At 65.2% G+C, this 18,206-nt stretch carries 14 protein-coding genes and 1 pseudogene; 6 read left to right on the top strand and 9 right to left on the bottom strand.

Annotated features, from left to right (window positions below; translation table 11 throughout):
* Positions 1–137: 137 nt before the first annotated feature.
* A complete protein-coding gene (locus ACTHQS_RS11060) occupies positions 138–1,160 on the top strand; it encodes a LacI family DNA-binding transcriptional regulator (protein ID WP_440168641.1) in 1,023 nt (340 codons plus the stop codon).
* 14 nt (positions 1,161–1,174) lie between these two features.
* Here the strand turns inward: ACTHQS_RS11060 and ACTHQS_RS11055 are convergent, their stop codons facing one another.
* Positions 1,175–1,552, bottom strand: a complete 378-nt coding sequence (locus ACTHQS_RS11055) for a DUF7793 family protein (RefSeq protein WP_440168639.1) — start codon at positions 1,550–1,552, stop codon at positions 1,175–1,177.
* 301 nt (positions 1,553–1,853) lie between these two features.
* On the opposite strand from ACTHQS_RS11055, the gene ACTHQS_RS11050 reads away from it, so the two are divergent.
* The gene (locus tag ACTHQS_RS11050) at positions 1,854–2,420 is read left to right on the top strand and encodes an ABC transporter substrate-binding protein (protein ID WP_440168637.1); all 567 of its coding nucleotides are present in this window, start codon (positions 1,854–1,856) and stop codon (positions 2,418–2,420) included.
* A gap of 259 nt (positions 2,421–2,679) precedes the next feature.
* Positions 2,680–3,891, top strand: coding sequence for a Gfo/Idh/MocA family protein (locus tag ACTHQS_RS11045; RefSeq protein WP_440168635.1), 1,212 nt, complete (start codon positions 2,680–2,682; stop codon positions 3,889–3,891).
* Positions 3,892–3,936: 45 nt separating this feature from the next.
* Here ACTHQS_RS11045 and ACTHQS_RS11040 read toward each other — a convergent pair whose 3' ends face one another.
* From ACTHQS_RS11040 to ACTHQS_RS11020, 5 genes are read right to left on the bottom strand one after another with little or no spacing between them, the layout of a single operon-like run.
* Positions 3,937–5,208 carry an MFS transporter gene (locus ACTHQS_RS11040; RefSeq protein ID WP_440168633.1) on the bottom strand — a complete coding sequence of 424 codons (1,272 nt, stop codon included), beginning with the start codon at positions 5,206–5,208 and terminating at the stop codon, positions 3,937–3,939.
* 2 nt (positions 5,209–5,210) lie between these two features.
* Positions 5,211–5,843, bottom strand: coding sequence for a Poxvirus protein I5 (locus tag ACTHQS_RS11035; protein ID WP_440168631.1), 633 nt, complete (start codon positions 5,841–5,843; stop codon positions 5,211–5,213).
* A 10-nt stretch (positions 5,844–5,853) separates the two neighbouring features.
* A complete protein-coding gene (locus ACTHQS_RS11030) occupies positions 5,854–6,771 on the bottom strand; it encodes a carbohydrate ABC transporter permease (protein WP_440168629.1) in 918 nt (305 codons plus the stop codon).
* Entirely contained in the window at positions 6,768–7,721 is a 954-nt protein-coding gene (locus ACTHQS_RS11025; protein WP_440168627.1) for a carbohydrate ABC transporter permease, read from the bottom strand. The genes ACTHQS_RS11030 and ACTHQS_RS11025 overlap by 4 nt, the downstream gene beginning before the upstream one ends.
* 50 nt (positions 7,722–7,771) lie before the next feature.
* The gene (locus ACTHQS_RS11020) at positions 7,772–9,061 is read right to left on the bottom strand and encodes an ABC transporter substrate-binding protein (protein WP_440168625.1); all 1,290 of its coding nucleotides are present in this window, start codon (positions 9,059–9,061) and stop codon (positions 7,772–7,774) included.
* Positions 9,062–9,235: 174 nt separating this feature from the next.
* On the opposite strand from ACTHQS_RS11020, the gene ACTHQS_RS11015 reads away from it, so the two are divergent.
* Complete coding sequence (locus tag ACTHQS_RS11015; protein ID WP_440168623.1) at positions 9,236–11,251, top strand: beta-galactosidase; 2,016 nt, start codon at positions 9,236–9,238, stop codon at positions 11,249–11,251.
* 307 nt (positions 11,252–11,558) lie between these two features.
* Positions 11,559–12,743 (top strand): annotated as a pseudogene (locus tag ACTHQS_RS11010) (HNH endonuclease); the annotation flags it as partial.
* A gap of 446 nt (positions 12,744–13,189) precedes the next feature.
* Here ACTHQS_RS11010 and ACTHQS_RS11005 read toward each other — a convergent pair.
* The 3 genes from ACTHQS_RS11005 to ACTHQS_RS10995 all read right to left on the bottom strand — a co-directional run bounded on the left by ACTHQS_RS11005 (position 13,190) and on the right by ACTHQS_RS10995 (position 16,688).
* A complete protein-coding gene (locus ACTHQS_RS11005; protein WP_440168621.1) occupies positions 13,190–14,563 on the bottom strand; it encodes an ABC transporter substrate-binding protein in 1,374 nt (457 codons plus the stop codon).
* 246 nt (positions 14,564–14,809) lie between these two features.
* The gene (locus ACTHQS_RS11000; RefSeq protein ID WP_440168619.1) at positions 14,810–15,754 is read right to left on the bottom strand and encodes a carbohydrate ABC transporter permease; all 945 of its coding nucleotides are present in this window, start codon (positions 15,752–15,754) and stop codon (positions 14,810–14,812) included.
* A complete protein-coding gene (locus ACTHQS_RS10995) occupies positions 15,744–16,688 on the bottom strand; it encodes a carbohydrate ABC transporter permease (RefSeq protein WP_440168617.1) in 945 nt (314 codons plus the stop codon). The genes ACTHQS_RS11000 and ACTHQS_RS10995 overlap by 11 nt, the downstream gene beginning before the upstream one ends.
* Positions 16,689–17,060: 372 nt before the next feature.
* Here ACTHQS_RS10995 and ACTHQS_RS10990 point away from each other — a divergent pair, with 372 nt between their 5' ends.
* Positions 17,061–18,182 (top strand): acetylxylan esterase, encoded by a 1,122-nt coding sequence (locus ACTHQS_RS10990; protein ID WP_440168615.1) that lies wholly within the window; start codon positions 17,061–17,063, stop codon positions 18,180–18,182.
* Positions 18,183–18,206: the final 24 nt, after the last annotated feature.

The following is an 18,206-nucleotide window of genomic DNA, read 5'->3' as shown; positions in this document are numbered from 1 at the left end:
AACTTCAAAAAGTTTTGAATCGTTTCATTGGTACGATTCAAAGTACTCTTGGATTTGAGCAGGTGTCAAGCAATGGCAGAAACTTTTGATTTCCGGCGCGGAAGCTCCCGCGGCGGGCATGTCGGCACGGAGAATCGATGAACCGCACAGCCAGTATCAAGGACGTGGCCAACCACGCGGGCGTGGCCGTGGGGACGGTTTCCAATGTCCTTAACTACCCTGACCGGGTGTCGGATCGGACCAAGGAACGGGTCCTGCGCGCCATCGACCATCTGGGCTTTGTGCGCAACGATGCCGCCCGCCAACTCCGGGTGGGCCACAGCCGCACCATCGGGCTCATCGTCCTTGACGTCGGCAACCCGTTCTTCACCTCAGTGGTCCGGGCGGCAGAGGACGCGGCAGCACTGCAGGGAAGCGCCGTCCTGCTGGGCGACAGCGGCCACAACGCCAGCCGGGAGGCGAACTACATCGACCTCTTCCAGGAGCAGCGCGTGCAGGGCCTGCTGATCTCGCCGGTGGGCGATGTGACGGACAGGCTGGACCTCCTCCGTGAGCGCGGCGTGCCCACAGTGCTGGTGGATCGGCTGGCTGACGAATCAAAGTTCAGCTCAGTTGCCGTTGACGATGACGCCGGCGGCTACCTCGCAGCCCGGCACCTGCTGGACACTGGCCGCCGTCGGCTGGCTTTCGTTGGCGGCCCCGCGTCCATCCGGCAGGTGGCGGACCGCCTCCAGGGGGCCCAGCGGGCCGTAAAGGAGGAGCCAGCGGCCACGCTCGAGGTGCTGGACACGGAGGGCCAAACCGTCCTGGCGGGCCGGAGCGTGGGTGACATGCTGGTGCGGCGCGGCCGGGCCGACCTGCCCGAGGGGATTTTCTGTGCCAACGACCTCCTGGCCCTGGGGGTCATGCAGTCGCTGACCATGACCCACACGTTCCGCATCCCCGAGGACGTGGCGCTGATCGGCTATGACGACATCGACTTTGCAGTCTCCGCGGTGGTTCCCCTGTCTTCCGTCCGCCAGCCCACCCAACTGCTGGGCCGGACAGCCATCGAATTGCTCTCCGAAGAGGTGGAGTCCCAGAACCCCGCCCACCGGTCCGTGGTCTTCACGCCGGAACTGGTTGTCCGGCAGAGCACGGCTGCGTCCGACGCCGGCTGATCAGCCGGCGCGCATTACTTGCCCGTCTCCTGCAGCCACTTCATGGACTCGGTCCGGGAGGTGAAGAACCGCGTTGGGCAGGGCGGGACATGGACACCCAGGAAGAAATTCGCGAGGATCCGGTCTACCGGACTTGTCCCAAGCAGCGCTATCCGGCTTGCCGCGCACGGGACCGAGAACACCGAGCGGGCCGGCATGCTGACGTTCTCAGTGGTGGCCATGTCCACCAGCATCGGGTAGGTGCCGTCCCCCGCGATCCGGTTCACGGCAGCCATCGCGGCCTGCGCGTCCTCCATTTCGATGCGCACCTTCGGCTCCCAGATGAGGTGGATGACGCCGTCAGTGCGTAATTCCACGGTGCCCTTGCCGCCGTCGACCAATACAGGCTCCATACCACGCCTCCCTCCAGTGGGCAGTTCCTGACCTTCCCCATCTTGCCTCACCTCGCACCGTCCAGGCGCTTACGCCCCCAGCCAGTCCCGCGGCCAGCTTGACTCATCAGCATACTTACTAATACGTTGGTCGACGTGCCCGTGGCCGGGATCACGGTCCAACGCCACGCGTCGCGGCCCGCCAGGGCTGCATCAGAAATGAACTGCATTTGAAATAAACAGTTCCGCCGGGGTTCTCCATGGGGGCGGAGCCTCGGGGATTCATTGCACCGCAACCCGGTGCTGAAAGGATTTACCGAAAATGCGCACAAAGGTCTCAGCTTCAGTAACCGCCATCGCCCTCTCCGGCGCCATGCTCTTCGGCATGGCAGGCCCGGCGACCGCCGCGGCACCCGCGGCTCCTTCCGCCACTTCCCAGTCATCACAGGTAGCCAACGTCTCTGGAACAATCAACCAGACCATCGACGGCGTGGGCACCTTCGTCGGCTCGTTTACGCCGTCCGGCTTCAGCGCCGAAAACGGCCAGTTGACCGTCACGGGCCTGGTGCAGGGTACATTCACCAACCTGGCCGGTGTGGCCACCCCCGTGAGCCAGACGGTAACCACCACCGCCGCTGCGGCACCCTCCACCGCGGCAGCCGCAGCCTCGGGCGGCTCCTGCGACGTCCTCAACCTGGTCCTCGGACCGCTGCATCTTGACCTTCTGGGCCTCAATGTCGACCTGAACCAGGTTGTCCTGGACATCACCTCCCAGACCGGCGCGGGCAACCTTGTGGGCAACCTGCTCTGCGCGGTGACCGGGCTCCTGGACGGCGGCACGGGCCTGAACGGCCTGGCGAACCTGCTCAACCAACTCCTGGGACTCTAGTACGCGGTAGTTCACTAGAGCACTTACTGCAACGCAAAGATGGGCAGTCCCCCAGGGGCTGCCCATCTTTGCGTTGCCGCTAAGACCGCTGCGGCTTGGAGCTTCCCAGAGCGGATGCGGGCCAGAATTGAATCGTTACACAGCTAGACGGGAACGGCCTTGATCGCGCAGAATGAAGGTGGAAAGCGCTTGCCTGACTATGTGCTCGCGTAAGATCCCGGTGCCCGCCACGCTGGCGCCAAATGGCAGAAGGAGAACCATGGAAACGGCAACGGAAGCCGCCGGCAGCACCTCGGCCACAGCCCCAGCAACCGCACCGGCACCAAGAATTGCGCTGGTGGGAGTGCACGGCTTTGGCACCCACCATCTGCGGAACCTCGAACGGCTGCAGGCGGCAGGAAGTGTTGAACTGGTTGGCGTGGCGGACCCGCAGCCGCCGGCACCGGGCGCCGTCCCGCCGTCGGCCGCTGTTTACCCAGGGCTCGAGGAGCTCCTTACTGCCACCCGGGACCTGGACCTGATCATCGTGGCCACGCCCATCCAGACGCACGCCCCGCTGGCCTTGGCTGCCCTGGCCACTGACGCGGAGCTGTACCTTGAGAAGCCTCCCGTCGCCTCGCTGGCAGACTTCAACCGGTTGTGCTCGGCGGCCGCGGAGTCGGGCCGCGGGGTCCAGATCGGATTCCAGAGCCTCGGCTCGCAGGCGCTTGAAGCCATCGGGGAACTGCTCGCCGCCGGGACCATCGGAACACTGGAGGGCATCTCCGCCACCGGCCGGTGGGTCCGCGACAAGGCCTACTACCAGCGCTCCCGCTGGGCAGGGAAACGGAGCATGAACGGCGTCGATGTGGTGGACGGCGTGGCCACCAACCCGTTGGCGCACGCCGTCGCGACTGCCCTTCGGATCGCCGGTGCGCGCACCACCGGGGATGTGGCTTCCGTGGAGACGGAGCTGTACCGGGCCAATGACATCGAATCGGATGACACCTCCGTGATCCGGATCCGCACCGCAGCGGGCCTGCCCATTACCTGCGCCCTGACCATCTGCGCGTCCGAGTCCGTTGAGCCGTACGTCACCCTCCAGGGCTCGGCAGGCACCGCGGTGTTCCACTACACCGAGGACCGGCTCACCGTGGAGACGGCGGCCGGGCGTACGGAGGAAACCTACGGCCGGGACGACCTGACGGAGAACCTCGTGGCCCACCGGGCTCACGGCGTTCCGCTGACCAGCAGCCTGGAGGACAGCGGAGCCTTCATGCTGGTGCTGGAAGCCATCCGGACCGCGCCGCTTCCCGCCCCGATCGATCCCGCTTACCTCCGCTGGGAAGGCGAAGGAGACGCGGCACACGCCGTGGTGGTGGGCATCGAGGAAGCCTTGGAGCAGGCGGGCCGGGAGCACGCCACGTTCAGCGGGCTGGGGCTGCCCTGGGCTGCCGCTGCGCCGGTGGTCTTCGACATCCCGGCGTCCTGATAGCGCTTCAAGACCCGGCGGCAGAACCAGCCCGAACCTGGACCTTCAGTCCCGGGCAGCGACCGCCCGGTGCCGTGCGTGCCGCCACAGGAGCAGGCCCACCACGGCCGCGGAGAGCATGCCAAGGCCGCCGGTGACCACCAGCCCCGTCCGGACGCCGAACTCTTCGGTCAGCCAGCCCGCCAGCAGGCCGCCGCAAGCGTGGCCGCCAAGCAGGAGCGGAAGGTACAACGCCATCACCCGGCCGCGGATGGCAGGCCCGGCTTCGAGCTGGACGGCTGTGGCGGCGCTGGTCAGGAACAACAGCGTCATCATGCCCACCACCACCAGCATCGCCACGAAGAGCACCATGGTGGGCATCAGTGCGGCAACCAGCTGGGACAGGCCAAAGAGGCCGGCTGCGGCCACAATGCCCCTGCGGCCCATGTTCCCGATCCGGGCCGCCAGGAGGGCGCCGGCCAGGGCACCGCCGGCGCTGACGGTATTGAACAAGCCAAAACCGGTTGCGCCGTTGTGCCACACTTCCTGGGCGAAGGCCGCAAGGACCACCGGCCCGTTCATGCCAAAGGCGCCCAGCAGGCCGGCCAGCAGGATGAGGAGCAGCAGGCACGGGCGTTCGCGGACGTAGCGGAAGCCGGCAAGCACCTGCCCGCGGCCGCGCTCGGCGGGTGTGCCCGGATGCAGTTCGTGCAGCCGGATGCCGGCGATCAGACCCAGCACCATCACACCGATCAGTGCGTTTGAGGCGAAGGCGGCGGCCGGTCCCGCCTGTGCGATCAGTACGCCGCCCAGCGCCGGTCCGGCCATGGCGCCCAGCTGGGCGAGGGCGTTGTTCAGTCCGATGGCGGGACGCAGGGCGGCGTCGCCCACCACTTCGTTGACGAAGACCTGGCGGGTGGGCTGGTCCACAGCCGCGGTGATGCCCAGCGCCATGCAGCTGGCGTACACAACCCAGACGGTGATGGTGCCGCTGGCAGCCCAGGCCGCCAGCCCCAGGCCCAGCAGCACAATGACTGACTGGCACACCATCATGATCCTGCGCTTGGGGAAGATGTCCACCACCAGTCCGGCGAGCGGGCCCACCACGAGCATGGGCAGGAATTGGAGGGCGACGGCGGCGCCCACCGCGGCGGGGCTTCCCGTCAGCTGCAGCACCAGCCAGTCCTGCGCCAGGCGCTGCATCCACACGCCCAGGCTGCCGGCCAGCTGCATGGCAAGGAAGATCCGGTAATTGTGTTGTTTCAGGGGGTGGTACCAGCGTGGCTCGCTGATGCGGGGGCGGGCCGGCGGCGCCGAGCGGGCGCGGCGGGAAGGCACCGTCAGCGCCGGGAGTTGCTGGACCGCAGTTTGACGGCGGCCGCGGCCAGGATCAGGGTGCCGGGAACCACTACGAAGAGTGCGGCCAACATCCAGACGAACACCACGGCGCAGAACAGGGCGGCAGCCAGCAGCAGCGAGCCGGTCCAGTCACGCAGGGAGATGTCCTTGCCGGTTAGGAGGGCCTGGCGCCAGGCGGCCGTGCCGGTGGCAGCGGAAGCCCGGACGCCGGACCAGGCGGAGGCGGTGCGCAGCAGCAGGATGGCCGCGCCGGCGGCGAGGACCAGCGTGGCCGGAAGGACCACGCCACTGCCCGGCAGCTGCCCCACCCACGCGAGCAAAAGGTTCAGGACAATCACGACGGCGGCTGCCGCCGTCGTCATTCCAAGCTTCCAGCTGCCGGGCAGGGCAGCCCTGAACAGGCCCCACAGGCCGCGGACGGAATCGTCCCGGCCATTCAGGTGCCGCTCCAGGTGCGCGATCCCGGCCGCGTAGGCGGCCGGGATGGTGACCAGCGGGATGGACAGCACCAGCACCAGCACCCCCGCCAGGACGGTTTCGGAGAACAGGGCGAACCGGTTCACCGGGATGGGCTGGTGGCCTGCTGCGGATGTGGTGCTGTCCATAACGCTCATTTTCCTTTTCCTAACCCTTCAGTCCCTGGGTGGAGACGCCTTCGACGATGTACCGCTGGAAGATCAGGAAGAAGATCAGCACGGGGAGCAGGGCCAGCACCGACATGGCGATCATGGCGCCGTAGTCGGAGGACTGGGTCTGGTCCACGAAGAGCCGCAGGGCCAGCGGCAGCGGGTATTTGTCAGGGGTGTTCAGGTACAGCAGCGGCCCCAGGAAGTCGTTCCAGCTCCAGATGAAGGAGAAGATCGAGGTGGAGATTAGGGCCGGTTTCATCAGCGGCAGCATGATGGACCCGAAGATCCGCGCGTGCCCGGCGCCGTCGATCCTGGCTGCCTCATCCAGCTCTGCGGGCAGGCCGCGCATGAACTGGACCATCAGGAAGACGAAGAACGCGTCCCCGGCCAGGAACTTGCCGATCAGCAGCGGTACATAGGTATCCACCAGGCCCAGCTGCTGGAAGATGATGTACTGCGGAATGATCACCACGTGGAAGGGCAGCAGCAGCGTGGCGATCATCATGCCGAAGAACACGCTGCGGCCCGGAAAGTTGATCCGGGCGAACGCGTACGCCGAGACACTGGCGGACAGGATGGTCCCGACGACGGCGCCGAGGGCCAGGATGAGCGAGTTGGTGAAGAACTGCAGGGTGGACACCCCGCCGATGCCGTCCATCGCCGTGACGAAGTTGTCGAAATTGAAGTTGTTTGACCACAGCGACGTGTTCTGGCCGCCGATCTCCGAGTTGGGCTTGAAGGACGAGGCAATCATCCACAGGCCGGGGTAGAGCACGATGGCGGTAAGGACGAGGGCAACGAGGTGGAAGATGACGCTCTTGGCGCGTTTGGCTCCAACCGACTCTGACTTGGGGTTGTAGGCCGGCGCGGCGGCCTCCGGTGTGGACTGCGTGGGCGTTGCCATGGTTGTCATTTCGAATCACCGCTGTAGTGGACCCAGGACTTGGACGTGCGGAAGAAGATCAGGGTGATGATGCCCACCACGATCACCAACAGCCATGCCATGGCCGAGGCGTAGCCCATCCGGAAGTCGCTGAAGCCCCGCAGGTAGAGGTAGAGGGTGTAGAAGAGGGTGGAGCCGGCGGGGCCGCCTTCACCGTTGGAAATGATGTACGCCGACGCGAAGATCTGGAATGCGTGGATGGTTTCCATCAGCAGGTTGAAGAAGATCACCGGCGACAGCATGGGCCAGGTGATGTTGAAAAACTTCCGCACGGGTCCGGCGCCGTCCATCGACGCAGCCTCATACAGTTCACCGGGGATCTGCTTGAGCCCGGCCAGGAAGATCACCATCGGGGCTCCGAACTGCCACACCGTGAGGAGGATGAACATCGGCATGGTCATTGAGGGGTTGCCCACCCAGCCGCCCAGGTTGATCCCGAAGAAGGACAGGCCCTGGTCCACTGGACCGGAGTCCCCGAACATGGCTTTCCAGACAATGGCGATGGAGACTGATGCGCCGATCAAGGACGGAGCGTAGAAGGCGGACCGGTAAAAGCCTTGGCCTCGGCGCTTGCTGTTCAGCAGCATCGCTACCGCCAGCGCCGCCGCGAGCTTCAAGGGGGTACCAAAGACCACGTATCCCACTGTCACGCCCACGGACTGCAGGAAGCGCTCGTCCTGGAACAGGGTGGTGTAGTTGTCCAGGCCGATCCACTTGGGCGGCTCAAACAGGTTGTAGTTGGTGAAGGACAGGTACAGCGAGGAGATCATCGGCCCCACAGTGAGGGCAATGAATCCCAGCAGCCAGGGCAGCAGGAAGGTGTAGCCGGCGCGGGCGTCCGCGCCCCGCTGCCGTGTCTTGCGCGGCAGCGGGGCGGCGGACGACGCCGGAGGCCTGCTCAGGGTTGGGCTTTGAGTCACGAGTTCATTCCGTCAGTCGTGGAACCTGGGTGGGAGGGCATGGCGCCGGATCAGGCGTTCTGCTTGATGAGGTCTTCGGCTTCCTTGAACCACGCATCCGCGGCACCGTCGATGGTGAGCTTGCCGTAGTTCAGGTCGGATGCGATGCGCTTGAAGGAGGCTTCAAGCGTGCCGAAGCCAACGATGGGCGGCTCGGGTGCATCCTTGAGGTACTTCTCGATGGACTTCTCGTAGTCGACCACCAGCTTGTCGGTTCCTTCGAAAGTGGTGCCGTCGCGCTGGGTCTTTGAGGCGGGAACGCCGCGGGAGGTCTTGAAGATCTGGCCCACCTCGGGGTCGTTGACCATGAAATCGATAAAGCGGGCGGCCGCATCCTTGAACTTGGTCTTGGCGCTGGCAACCATCAGCATGGAGGGCTTAAGGAACAGCCCCAGGTTGTCCGGGTCGTCGGACGGGACTGGAACCAGCTTGAGTTCCTTCGCGCCGCTGTCTCCAAGGTATCCGGCCATGAAGTTGTCCCAGGTCACTTCAGTGGCCGTGGCGTTGGAGCCGAACGGCGACTTCGGTGCCAGCTGCGTTACGCGGTCCTCAGGGATAATGGCACCCGTCCCGCGCAGCTCGGCGGGGAGGTCCCACCACTTCTTGAGGTCATCCTTGGTGAAGCCGAGCTTGCCGTCGGAGGTAAACGCCTCGATTTTGTTCTGGCGCAGCCAGATGTTGAACATCCACCACACACCGGTGTAATCGGTACCGCCGTAAAGGGCGCCGTTGCTCTTAGCACCCACCTGGGACAGGAAGTCGTTGAATTCCTTATAGGTCCAGCTGCCGTCCGGCTCGGCGATGCCCAGGGAGGCGAGCTTGGCGGGATCGTAGTAGACGGCGAAGGCGTTGGTGCTGGTGGGGATGCCGTAGGTCTTGCCCTTGATCTGGCCGGAGGGCAAGAGGGACTTCTCAAAGGCGTCAGTGTTGATCTTGACCGTGCCCAGGTCCAGGAGCTGGTTGCGCTGGCCGTAGTCGCGCAGGTAGGAAAGGTCCCACTGCATGACGTCGGGAAGTCCGCCGCCTGCGGCCTCGGTGGCCCGCTTTTGCCAGTAACCCGCGAAGTCGGTGAAGTTGCCGTTGACCTTGATGTCGGGGTTCTTCGATTCAAAGAGGGCAATGGCCTTGCGCGTCCGCTCGGCCCGGTCGTCGTTGCCCCACCACGTGTAGTTGATGGTGACAGGCTTCTCGGCGCTTCCGGTCTGGCCGGAAGAGCTGGATCCGGACCCGCACGCCGAAAGTGCAGCGGCAGATGCGGTACCGATGGCCACGGTTGTGAGGAAATGCCTTCTGTTGATCACGGGAGCCTCCTTGCTCGATGTGTGTCGCCCTTTTCTCTTTCTACAACGTGAGTAGTGAGCTGGCTTACACGGCTTCTGAAACGATACAATAGCGGCATTCCCGTCATTGGGCAAGCGTTTTCCAGACGTCTGTCCAATACCCCGTTCCAACTCCCGAGCAGACAAAGGAGCCACATGGCACAGCAGGAAACCACCGCCCCTCCGAGCATTTGGAACAAGGTTGAGGGCCTCGCCTTCGGCGGTGACTACAACCCTGAGCAGTGGCCGGTGAGCGTCCGGCTGGAGGACCTGGATCTCATGCAGGAGGCGGGCGTGAACTTCCTCAGCGTGGGGATCTTCTCGTGGGCACTGCTTGAACCCGCCGAGGGGCAGTACGATTTCGGGTGGCTGGATGAGGTGATGGACAACCTCGCAGGGATCGGCGTGAAGGTAGCCCTGGCCACCGCCACCGCCGCTCCCCCGGCTTGGCTGGTCCGCAAGCACCCGGAAATCCTGCCGGTCACGGCTGACGGAACCGTGCTGGGGCCGGGCTCGCGGCGGCACTACACGCCGTCGTCGTCCGTTTACCGCCGCTACGCCGCGGGGATCACGCGGGCCCTCGCCGAACGGTACGGGGACCACCCGGCCCTGGCGCTGTGGCACGTGGACAACGAGCTGGGCTGCCACGTCTCGGAGTTCCATGGCGAGGAAGACGCCGCCGCTTTCCGCACGTGGCTTGAGCGGCGGTACGGGACCATCGGCGCGCTCAACGCCGCCTGGGGCACGGCGTTCTGGTCCCAGAACTACGGCTCCTTCGCTGAGATCCTGCCGCCTTCTGTTGCGCCGTCCACGCTGAACCCGGGCCAGCAACTGGACTTCCAGCGGTTCAGTTCCTGGGCGCTGATGGATTATTACCGCGAGCTCGTGGCAATCCTGCGCGAGCTGACCCCGGATATCCCCTGCACCACCAACCTGATGGCCTCAAGTGCCACCAAGGCCATGGACTACTTCGACTGGGCCAAGGACCTGGACGTCATCGCCAACGACCACTATCTGGTGGCCGCAGACCCCGAACGCCATGTCGAACTCGCGTTCAGCGCGGACCTCACCCGTGGCATTGCGGGCGGCGACCCATGGATCCTGATGGAACATTCGACGTCGGCCGTCAACTGGCAGCCCCGCAACCAGCCCAAGATGCCCGGCGAGATGCTGCGCAATTCCTTAGCGCACGTGGCCCGTGGAGCTGATGCAGTGATGTTCTTCCAATGGCGCCAGAGCTTCGCCGGCTCGGAGAAGTTCCATTCCGCCATGGTTCCGCACGGCGGCCGGGACACGCGCGTGTGGCGCGAGGTTGTGGAACTCGGCGAGGCGTTGAAGAGGCTGGAGCCGGTCCGCGGCTCACGGGTGCGGTCCCGGGCCGCCATTGTCTTTGACTACGAGGCGTGGTGGGCCGGCGAAATCGACTCGAAGCCCAGCATCGATGTGAAGTACCTGGACCTGCTGCGGGCGTTCCATCGCGACCTGTTCCTCCGCGGGATCTCCGTGGACGTAGTCCATCCCTCCGCGTCATTGGAGGGATACGACCTGGTGCTGGTGTGCACGCTGTACGCGGTGTCGGACGGAAATGCAGCCAACATCGCTGCCGCGGCTGCTGCCGGCGCCACCGTGCTGGTGGGCTACTTCAGCGGGATCGTTGACATGCAGGACCACGTGCGGCTGGGCGGCTATCCCGGCGCATTCCGCGACCTGTTGGGGGCGCGCGTGGAGGAGTTCCACCCCCTGCTTGCCGGGTCGCAACTCAAGCTGAGCGACGGGACGGTCTCCTCGGTGTGGAGCGAGCATGTCCACCTGGAGGGCGCCGAAGCCGTCCAGGCCTTTACCGAATACCCGCTGGAAGGTGTTCCGTCCCTTACCCGCCGTGCCGTAGGTTCCGGGGCGGCCTGGTACCTGGCGACCTTCCCCGACCCGGATGGCATTGGTGCTCTCCTGGACAAGCTGGTGGCCGAGTCGGGGGTCTCCCCCGCTGCCGCCGCCGATGCCGGGGTGGAGCTGGTCCGCAGGACGTCGGCCGACGGGCAGAGCTTCCTGTTCGCCATCAACCACACTCGTTCGGATGCCTCAGTTTCCGCCACGGGCACCGATCTGTTGACAGGTGAGCCATTTGGCGGCTCTGTTCCCGCGGGCGGCGTGGCGGTGGTTGCTGAGGGCTAGGCTCTGCTGCGCCAAACGTACGACGGCGGCACGCTCCCTTTGGGTGCCGCCCTTTCCGTTTATGGCAGGGCTCCTGCGGACGCAGGTCGTGTTTTCCACATGGGGCTTTTGGGTGGCTGGCGTTGTCGGACCCTGGTGGAAGACTTTGGTTATGGAAGCGGTTGTGGAATCGGTGGGAGTACAACGGGCGGTGGGACGCGTCGGATTGTCCGCTGTTGGTGCCGCTCTTTACCCGCCCGCCGCACCTTCCCTTGGTGATGTCCTGGGCCTGCTCTCCCGCGTCCCGTTCCCTGCCGATGGTGCGGGGATGATCGATCAGATTCGTGGCCTGGAGGACCTGAAATCACTCGCGGGTGCCCGGCAGGCCGAAATATCCGTGGCTTTTGATCTGTCCCAGCGGCGGGAGCAGGCGGCCGCCGGAGTGCCGGCCGAGGAACAGGGCTCTGGAGTCGCGGCGCAGATCGCGTTGGCCCGGCGGGAGTCACCAGCCCGGGGTTCCCGGCTGCTGGGCCTGGCCAAAACATTGACCGGAATGGCCCACACGTTCGCGGCGTTCCGCAGTGGGTTGTTGAATGAGTGGCGGGCCACCCTGATCGTGAAGGACACCATCTGCCTGACGGTCGAGGACCGGGCCGGGGTGGATGAGGAACTCGCCGCCGACACCGGTGCGCTGGAGGGCATGGGAGACAAGGCCATCATCGCCGCGGTCCGGGCGGCGGCGTACCGGCGGGACCCCGCCTCGGTCGCGAAACGGGCGGCACGGGCGGTCACGGAACGGACCGTGAGCCTGCGCCCGGCCCCGGACACGATGGCCTACCTGACCGCGCTGCTGCCCCTCGCCCAGGGCGTGGCCGCGTACGCCGCTCTCAGTACAGACGCTGACACCGCCCGCTCGAACGGTGATGACCAGTCGCGGGGGCAGTTGATGGCGGACGCCCTGGTCGAACGCGTCACGGGCACCCCCGGCGGCATCACCGGGGTGGAGATCCAGCTCGTCATGACCGACCGCACCCTCCTGCAGGCCGACGCCGAACCGGCACGGCTGCCCGGCTACGGCATTATTCCCGCAGGAGTCGCCAGGGAACTCGCCCTTGCCGGCACCGAAGCACGCGCCGGAACGGCAACACGTGACTCGGGGTCGAATCCCGAGCTCGACCTCTGGGTCCGCCGGCTCTACACCGCCCCTGGCAGCGGGAACCTGGTGGCAATGGACTCCAAAGCCCGGCTCTTCCCGGCAGGACTCAAACGCTTCCTCCAGGTCCGGGACGATACCTGCCGGACCCCGTACTGTGACGCCCCCATCCGGCACCACGACCACGTGACGTCCTGGCACAACGGCGGACCCACGACGGCCAGTAACGGGCAGGGTTTGTGCGAAGCCTGCAACCACACCAAAGAAACACCCAGATGGACAGCGGAACCCGTCCCCGGTCCGCGGCACACGGTGGCGAACACCACCCCAACCGGTCACACTTACCACTCCACCACTCCCAGGCACTCGACTGGCCGATCCACCAATGGCCCGACCTGCGAGCCCTCCTCTTTCATCCAGCGGGGATTGTGTAGCACAAACCAAAGATCAGGAAGTCCCACCGCCGCCGGCCGGGCGGACTGGCGGCGCAGAGGGGCCGCAGGAAGGTGTACAGGCCCTGCCCACTCATGCCGTCCACACTTTGGGGAGGGTCGCACCGTCCCGCGCCACCGGGCCCCGGCAGCTCCCCCAAGACTCGAGGCCCAGCAAGACAGGCGTTCCGTACTGCTCGCCCTGCTGACGCCGGAGTTCACGCGGTGCCTGATACCGGAGTCAACAGAGCGCCAAACAGCCCCACCCCGGGAAGAACCATTGGTTACTTTCCGGGGCAGGGCTGCGACCCGCCGTCGAACGTCTGGATTGGGAGGCGTCCCTGCAGACTGTCCGGAGCCGTGTTGGCGGTGGACTTACTTGGTGATGGCCGACTTCATCTCATCCGTTGCTTTTTTGCCGGCATCTTCCGGGGACAAGCGCTCGAAGAGAACTTCGGAGGTGTAGCGCTTGATGATTTCCTGGATGGCGCCGGCACCCTTCGGCGGCGGGGCAGGGGCCTCGCCGAGCTCATCCTTGATCTGGTCGATGAAGTTGACCACCTTGACGTCGGCCGGCGTGAGTTTCGGCTGGATGGCTGCCCGGACGTCGGAGTTCGGGTAGACGCCGCGGTCTGCCAGCAGTGCCTCGCCCGCTTTGACGTTGTTGGTGAGGAAGTTGATGAACTTGGCGGTTTCCTGCGGGTGCTTGGTGCGTGATGATGCTGACCAGAACTGCGAGGCCTTGTACCAGAGCTCGGTGTCAGCGGACGACCCGGTCTTGGTGGGGAACCGCAGGATCTTCAGGTCCCCGCCGCTGGCCTTTTCCAGGGCCGGCGCCTGGTTGGACCACCAGAAGGCCATGCCGTTCTTGCCTGTTGCCAGTCCACTCTGGTCGAGCGGAGCAGCCTCGGCTTCCACCACCTCGGATGCCGACGGCACCGCCTTGTCCTTGCTGAGCTTCTTCAGGAAAGCCCACCATTCCGCGATGTCACCAGACTCGAAGCCCAGCTTGCCATCGGACGTATACAGCGATTTGCCGTTCTGCCGGAGCCAGACCCCCAGGGACGCCTCGTCGGTTCCGTAAGCCGCAGCGCCGTAGGTTCCCTTCGGGGACTTGGCGGTAATCTCGGCGGCGATGCGGCCAAAGTCGTCCCACGTCCACTTGGTGTCATCCGGAAGCGGAACGCCCGCAGCCTGGAAGACGGCCGGGTTGGCCAGGATGGTGGCGGCGTTGATTCCTGCGGCGATACCTGTCAGGCCTTTCTCTCCCTTGCCGGCGTTGAGCGCTGCTTCATCCAGCTTGGAGGTGTCGATGTCGTACTTGGAGAGGTCCAGGAGGGCGCCGCGGCTGGAGTACTCCGTAATGTACTTTTCATCCATCTGAATGATGTCGGGGGCGTCATTGGCCGCCACCTGCGTGGCCAGCTTGTCCCAGTAGCCGCTCCAGTCCCCAAACTCCGGTCTAATCTTGATCTTGGGGTTTTCGGCTTCGAACTGCTTGATGGCCTCCTGCGTGAGCTGGGCGCGCTTGTCGCCGCCCCACCAGGAGAAGCGGAGCTCGACGGTGCCGTCCGCATTCTGCGGCGCGGCTCCTCCCCCGCATGCACTGAGCGCCATGACGGCGGCAACGGCGGCGGCAACTGCACCGGCCTTGCGGGTCCGGCCACTGCGGGTTCTAGGGTTGGGGCCTGAGGTGGGTGCCCCTGCATGCTGCTTGGCAGCAGAAACAGGTCGGGGAAAAAGCGGCACTGTGTACTCCGATCTTCGTTGATCCAGGTGCGGGTGGGTGGTCTCTGGTAATTGCTTGAGGGGAATGTCAGGGCGGGAAACCCGCCGGGTCCAAATGAAACCTATGAAAGCGCTTTCCGGTACCTAGGCTACAAGCCTAAAACTTGTAATACAAGATGCTTGGCCGTGGCAGTAAGTGGACGCGTCTGCCCATAACAGCCTGGGACCCGCCGCCGGGGCGGACCCCTGAGGGGCATTGCCTGGGGGTTACTTGATACCTGTGGTGGCGATGCCCTTGATGAGGAACCGCTGGCCGAAGAGGAACACCAGGAAGACCGGCAGGAGCGAAACGATGGACATGGCGAACAACGATCCCCAACTGGTGGCCGACTGTGAATCCACGAAGGCCCGCAGCGCCACCGGAACGGTGAACATGTCCGGATCGGTGAGGTAGATCAGGGCCCCGAAAAAGTCGTTCCAGGTCCAGATGAAGGTGAAGATGGTGGTGGTGGCCAGCGCCGGCACCATCAGCGGCAGGATGACCCGCAGGAAGATGCGCGGATGGCCGGCACCGTCAATCCGCGCAGCTTCATCGAGTTCGCGCGGGATGCCGCGGATGAACTGCACCATCAGGAAGACGAAGAACGCGTCCGTGGCCAGCAGCTTGGGCACCAGCAGCGGCCAGAAGGTATTCACCCAGCCGATCTGCGAAAACAGGATGTACTGCGGAACAATCACCACGTGGAACGGCAGCATGATGGTCAGCAGCATGATGCCGAAGAACAGCTTCTTCCCGGTGAACTGGAGCCGGGCGAAGGCGTAGGCGGCCATGGAACAGGAAACAAGGTTCCCCAGGATGGAGCCAATCACCACGATGGCCGAGTTCAGCATGTAGTGGCCAAAGGGGTGGGTCAGGGCGGACCAGCCGGACGTATAGTTGCCCATCTCCAGGCTGTTGAGCCAGAGGCCCGGCTCCCGGAAGATCATCTCGTTGGGCCGCAGCGAGGACACCACCATCCACAGAAGCGGATAGATCATCAGCGCCCCGGCCAGGATCAGGATGCCGTGCTTCATCAGCGATTTGCCGCGCTGGGCCCGGCTGAAGGCCAGTGTCCCACGCGATTCACGGACCCGCCGCTTGCGGTTGTTAGGCTTGCCGGCGCCCGCGGTCTTTTTGTCCGCGGGGGGCAGCGTCTCCAGGTTAGTCGTCATAGAAAACCCAATACTTAGAAGCGATGAAGTTGATGGCGGTAAAGACGCCAATGATGAGCAGCAGCACCCACGCCATGGCGGACGCGTAGCCCATATCGAACTGGCCGAAGCCCTTTTGGTACAGGTACAAGGTGAAGAACATGGTGGAGTCCGAGGGCCCGCCGTTGCCGCCCGAGACGATGAACGCCTGGGTGAATGACTGGAAGGAACCGATGATCTGGAGCACCAGGTTGAAGAAGATGATCGGGCTCAACATCGGCATGGTGATCCGCCAGAACTGCTGGAGCGTGCTGGCGCCATCCACCTTGGCTGCCTCGTAGTACATGGTGGGGATCTGCCGCAGGCCGGCCAGGAAGATGATCATGGGTGCGCCGAACGTCCAGACGTGCAGCAGGATGATCGACCCCAAAGCGGTGCTCGGATCCGAGATCCAGCCCGGACCCTGGATTCCGAACATGGCCAGGACCTGGTTGACCAGGCCCGTGGTGCCGAAGATCTGCTTCCACAGGATGGCAACAGCAACGGAACCGCCCAGGAGGGACGGCAAGTAGAACACCGATCGGTAGAACGGGAGGCCGCGGAGCCCCTTGTCCAGCACCAGCGCAATAAGCAGCGCAACGGCGAGCTGCAGAGGCACACCGACGAAGACATAAGTGAAAGTGACCCGCAGCGAGTTGTGCAGCCGGGCGTCACTGAGCATCCGGGTGAAGTTGTCCAGCCCCGTCCATTCGGGCGGCTGGAGCAGGTTGTAGTCCGTAAAGGACAGGTAGAGGGACATCAGCATGGGGCCGATGGTGATGGCCACCAGGCCCACCAGCCACGGCAGCAGGAAGATATAGGCGGCCTTATTGTCCCGCCTGTTGGCCTTCTTTTCCTCGGCGGTGGCTTTGCCCTTCCGCCGGGTGATGGAGCTGAGCTCGCTGATGGCGCTCACAGGAACTGCTCCGTCCGGGACGCCAGGCGCACGGCATCCGGCACCTTGGCCGGACGCGGTGTCCTGGGGATGTGTTTTGCGGCCATGTGGTCTCCTTTGGTCATCGTGGCCTCCACGTTGCTGTCATCGCCGGGCGATGGGGATCCGGCACCTGCGGCGGCCGGGCTGATGCCTGGAAAGGCTTCAGGACTCCGGCCGCCGCGCTGCCATCAAAAAAGCGGCTCCGTACCAAAGTAAACGGTTTCTTGACGGCTGTATAGCCCTTTGCTAGTTTTTCAGAAAACGCTTTCTGTTACTTCTCCCGTGGCGCACGGGGAACCGGCAGGGAGGTACTCTTCGGAAAGATCTCCCCACCGAAAGGAGGCAGGCAGCATGACGTCTGCACCGCGCCCCAGCGCCATCCCAGGCCACGATGACTGGCCTGCCTACATCCGCGAGCATCCCCGCCACCGAGCCTCAACGGCCGCGGCACAGGAGCTCTCCGACGCCCTGGGCGTACCGGGCGCTGGCGGGCTGCCAGAGGTGAAGGTGCACTGGGAGGAAACGTACGACGGCGCCACCACCTCCCAGCTCAGCTGGCAGTTGGGCTTCGGGCCGCGGACTACAGCGTGGCTGGTCCGGCCGGCTGGACATTCCGGTTCCCTGCCGGGCGTCCTGGCACTGCACTGCCATGGCGGCAACAAGTTCGGCGGCGCGGACCGGCTGGTGGAGCTCCCGGAGGGCCACCCGTCAGCAACCGCTGCCCGCACCGGCCTTTATGACGGCCGCGCCCTGGCCACGGATATTGCCCGCCGCGGTTTCGCGGTGCTGGCCCACGACACCTTCGCCTGGGGCAGCCGTAAATTCGACCTCTCAACGCCCCCGTGGCGGACCGCCTCCGCGGCAGCGGCAAGGCAGTCGCAGTGGCGGGAGGACGGCGTCGTGCCTTCCGACGCGGATGAGTACAACGCGGCCGCCGGCTTCCACGAGGATACGGTTGCCAAAGCCGCAGGCCTGCTCGGCACCAGCCTCGCCGGCACGGTGGCGTACGACGACCTCGCCGCCCTGGACATCCTGGCCTCCCTGCCCGGCGTGGAGCAGGAGAACCTGGGGTGCATCGGGTTCTCGGGCGGGGGCGGCCGGTCCCTGGTCCTCGCCGCCCTCAGCCCGCGGATCCGGGCTGCGGTGGTCACCTGCATGATGACCACCTTCGAGTCACTCTTCCCGGCCTACCTGGACGCGCACTCCTGGCTGCTGCAGACTCCGGGGCTGTGGAAGCTCGGCGACTGGCCGGATCTTACCGGCAGGTCAGCGGCTGCCCGGTTTCTGGTGCAGTACGCCCTCGCGGATGAACTTTTTCCAGAGGACGGGATGCGCCAGGCACACCGTCGGCTGGAAGCCTTGCATGCCGGCACGGACATGTACACCGGCAGCTTCTGGCCCGGCGGCCATGTCTTCACTGCGGGCATGCAGGCCGAGGCGACTGATTTCCTGGCCAAGACGCTGGCCTACTGACCACCCTTCCATCAGCTCCCCAAG

The organism is Arthrobacter sp. SAFR-044, from assembly GCF_051965175.1.
Taxonomy (GTDB): domain Bacteria; phylum Actinomycetota; class Actinomycetes; order Actinomycetales; family Micrococcaceae; genus Arthrobacter.
Note: the sequence above shows the minus strand (reverse complement) of the source record. Positions and strands in the feature narration are given on the sequence as shown.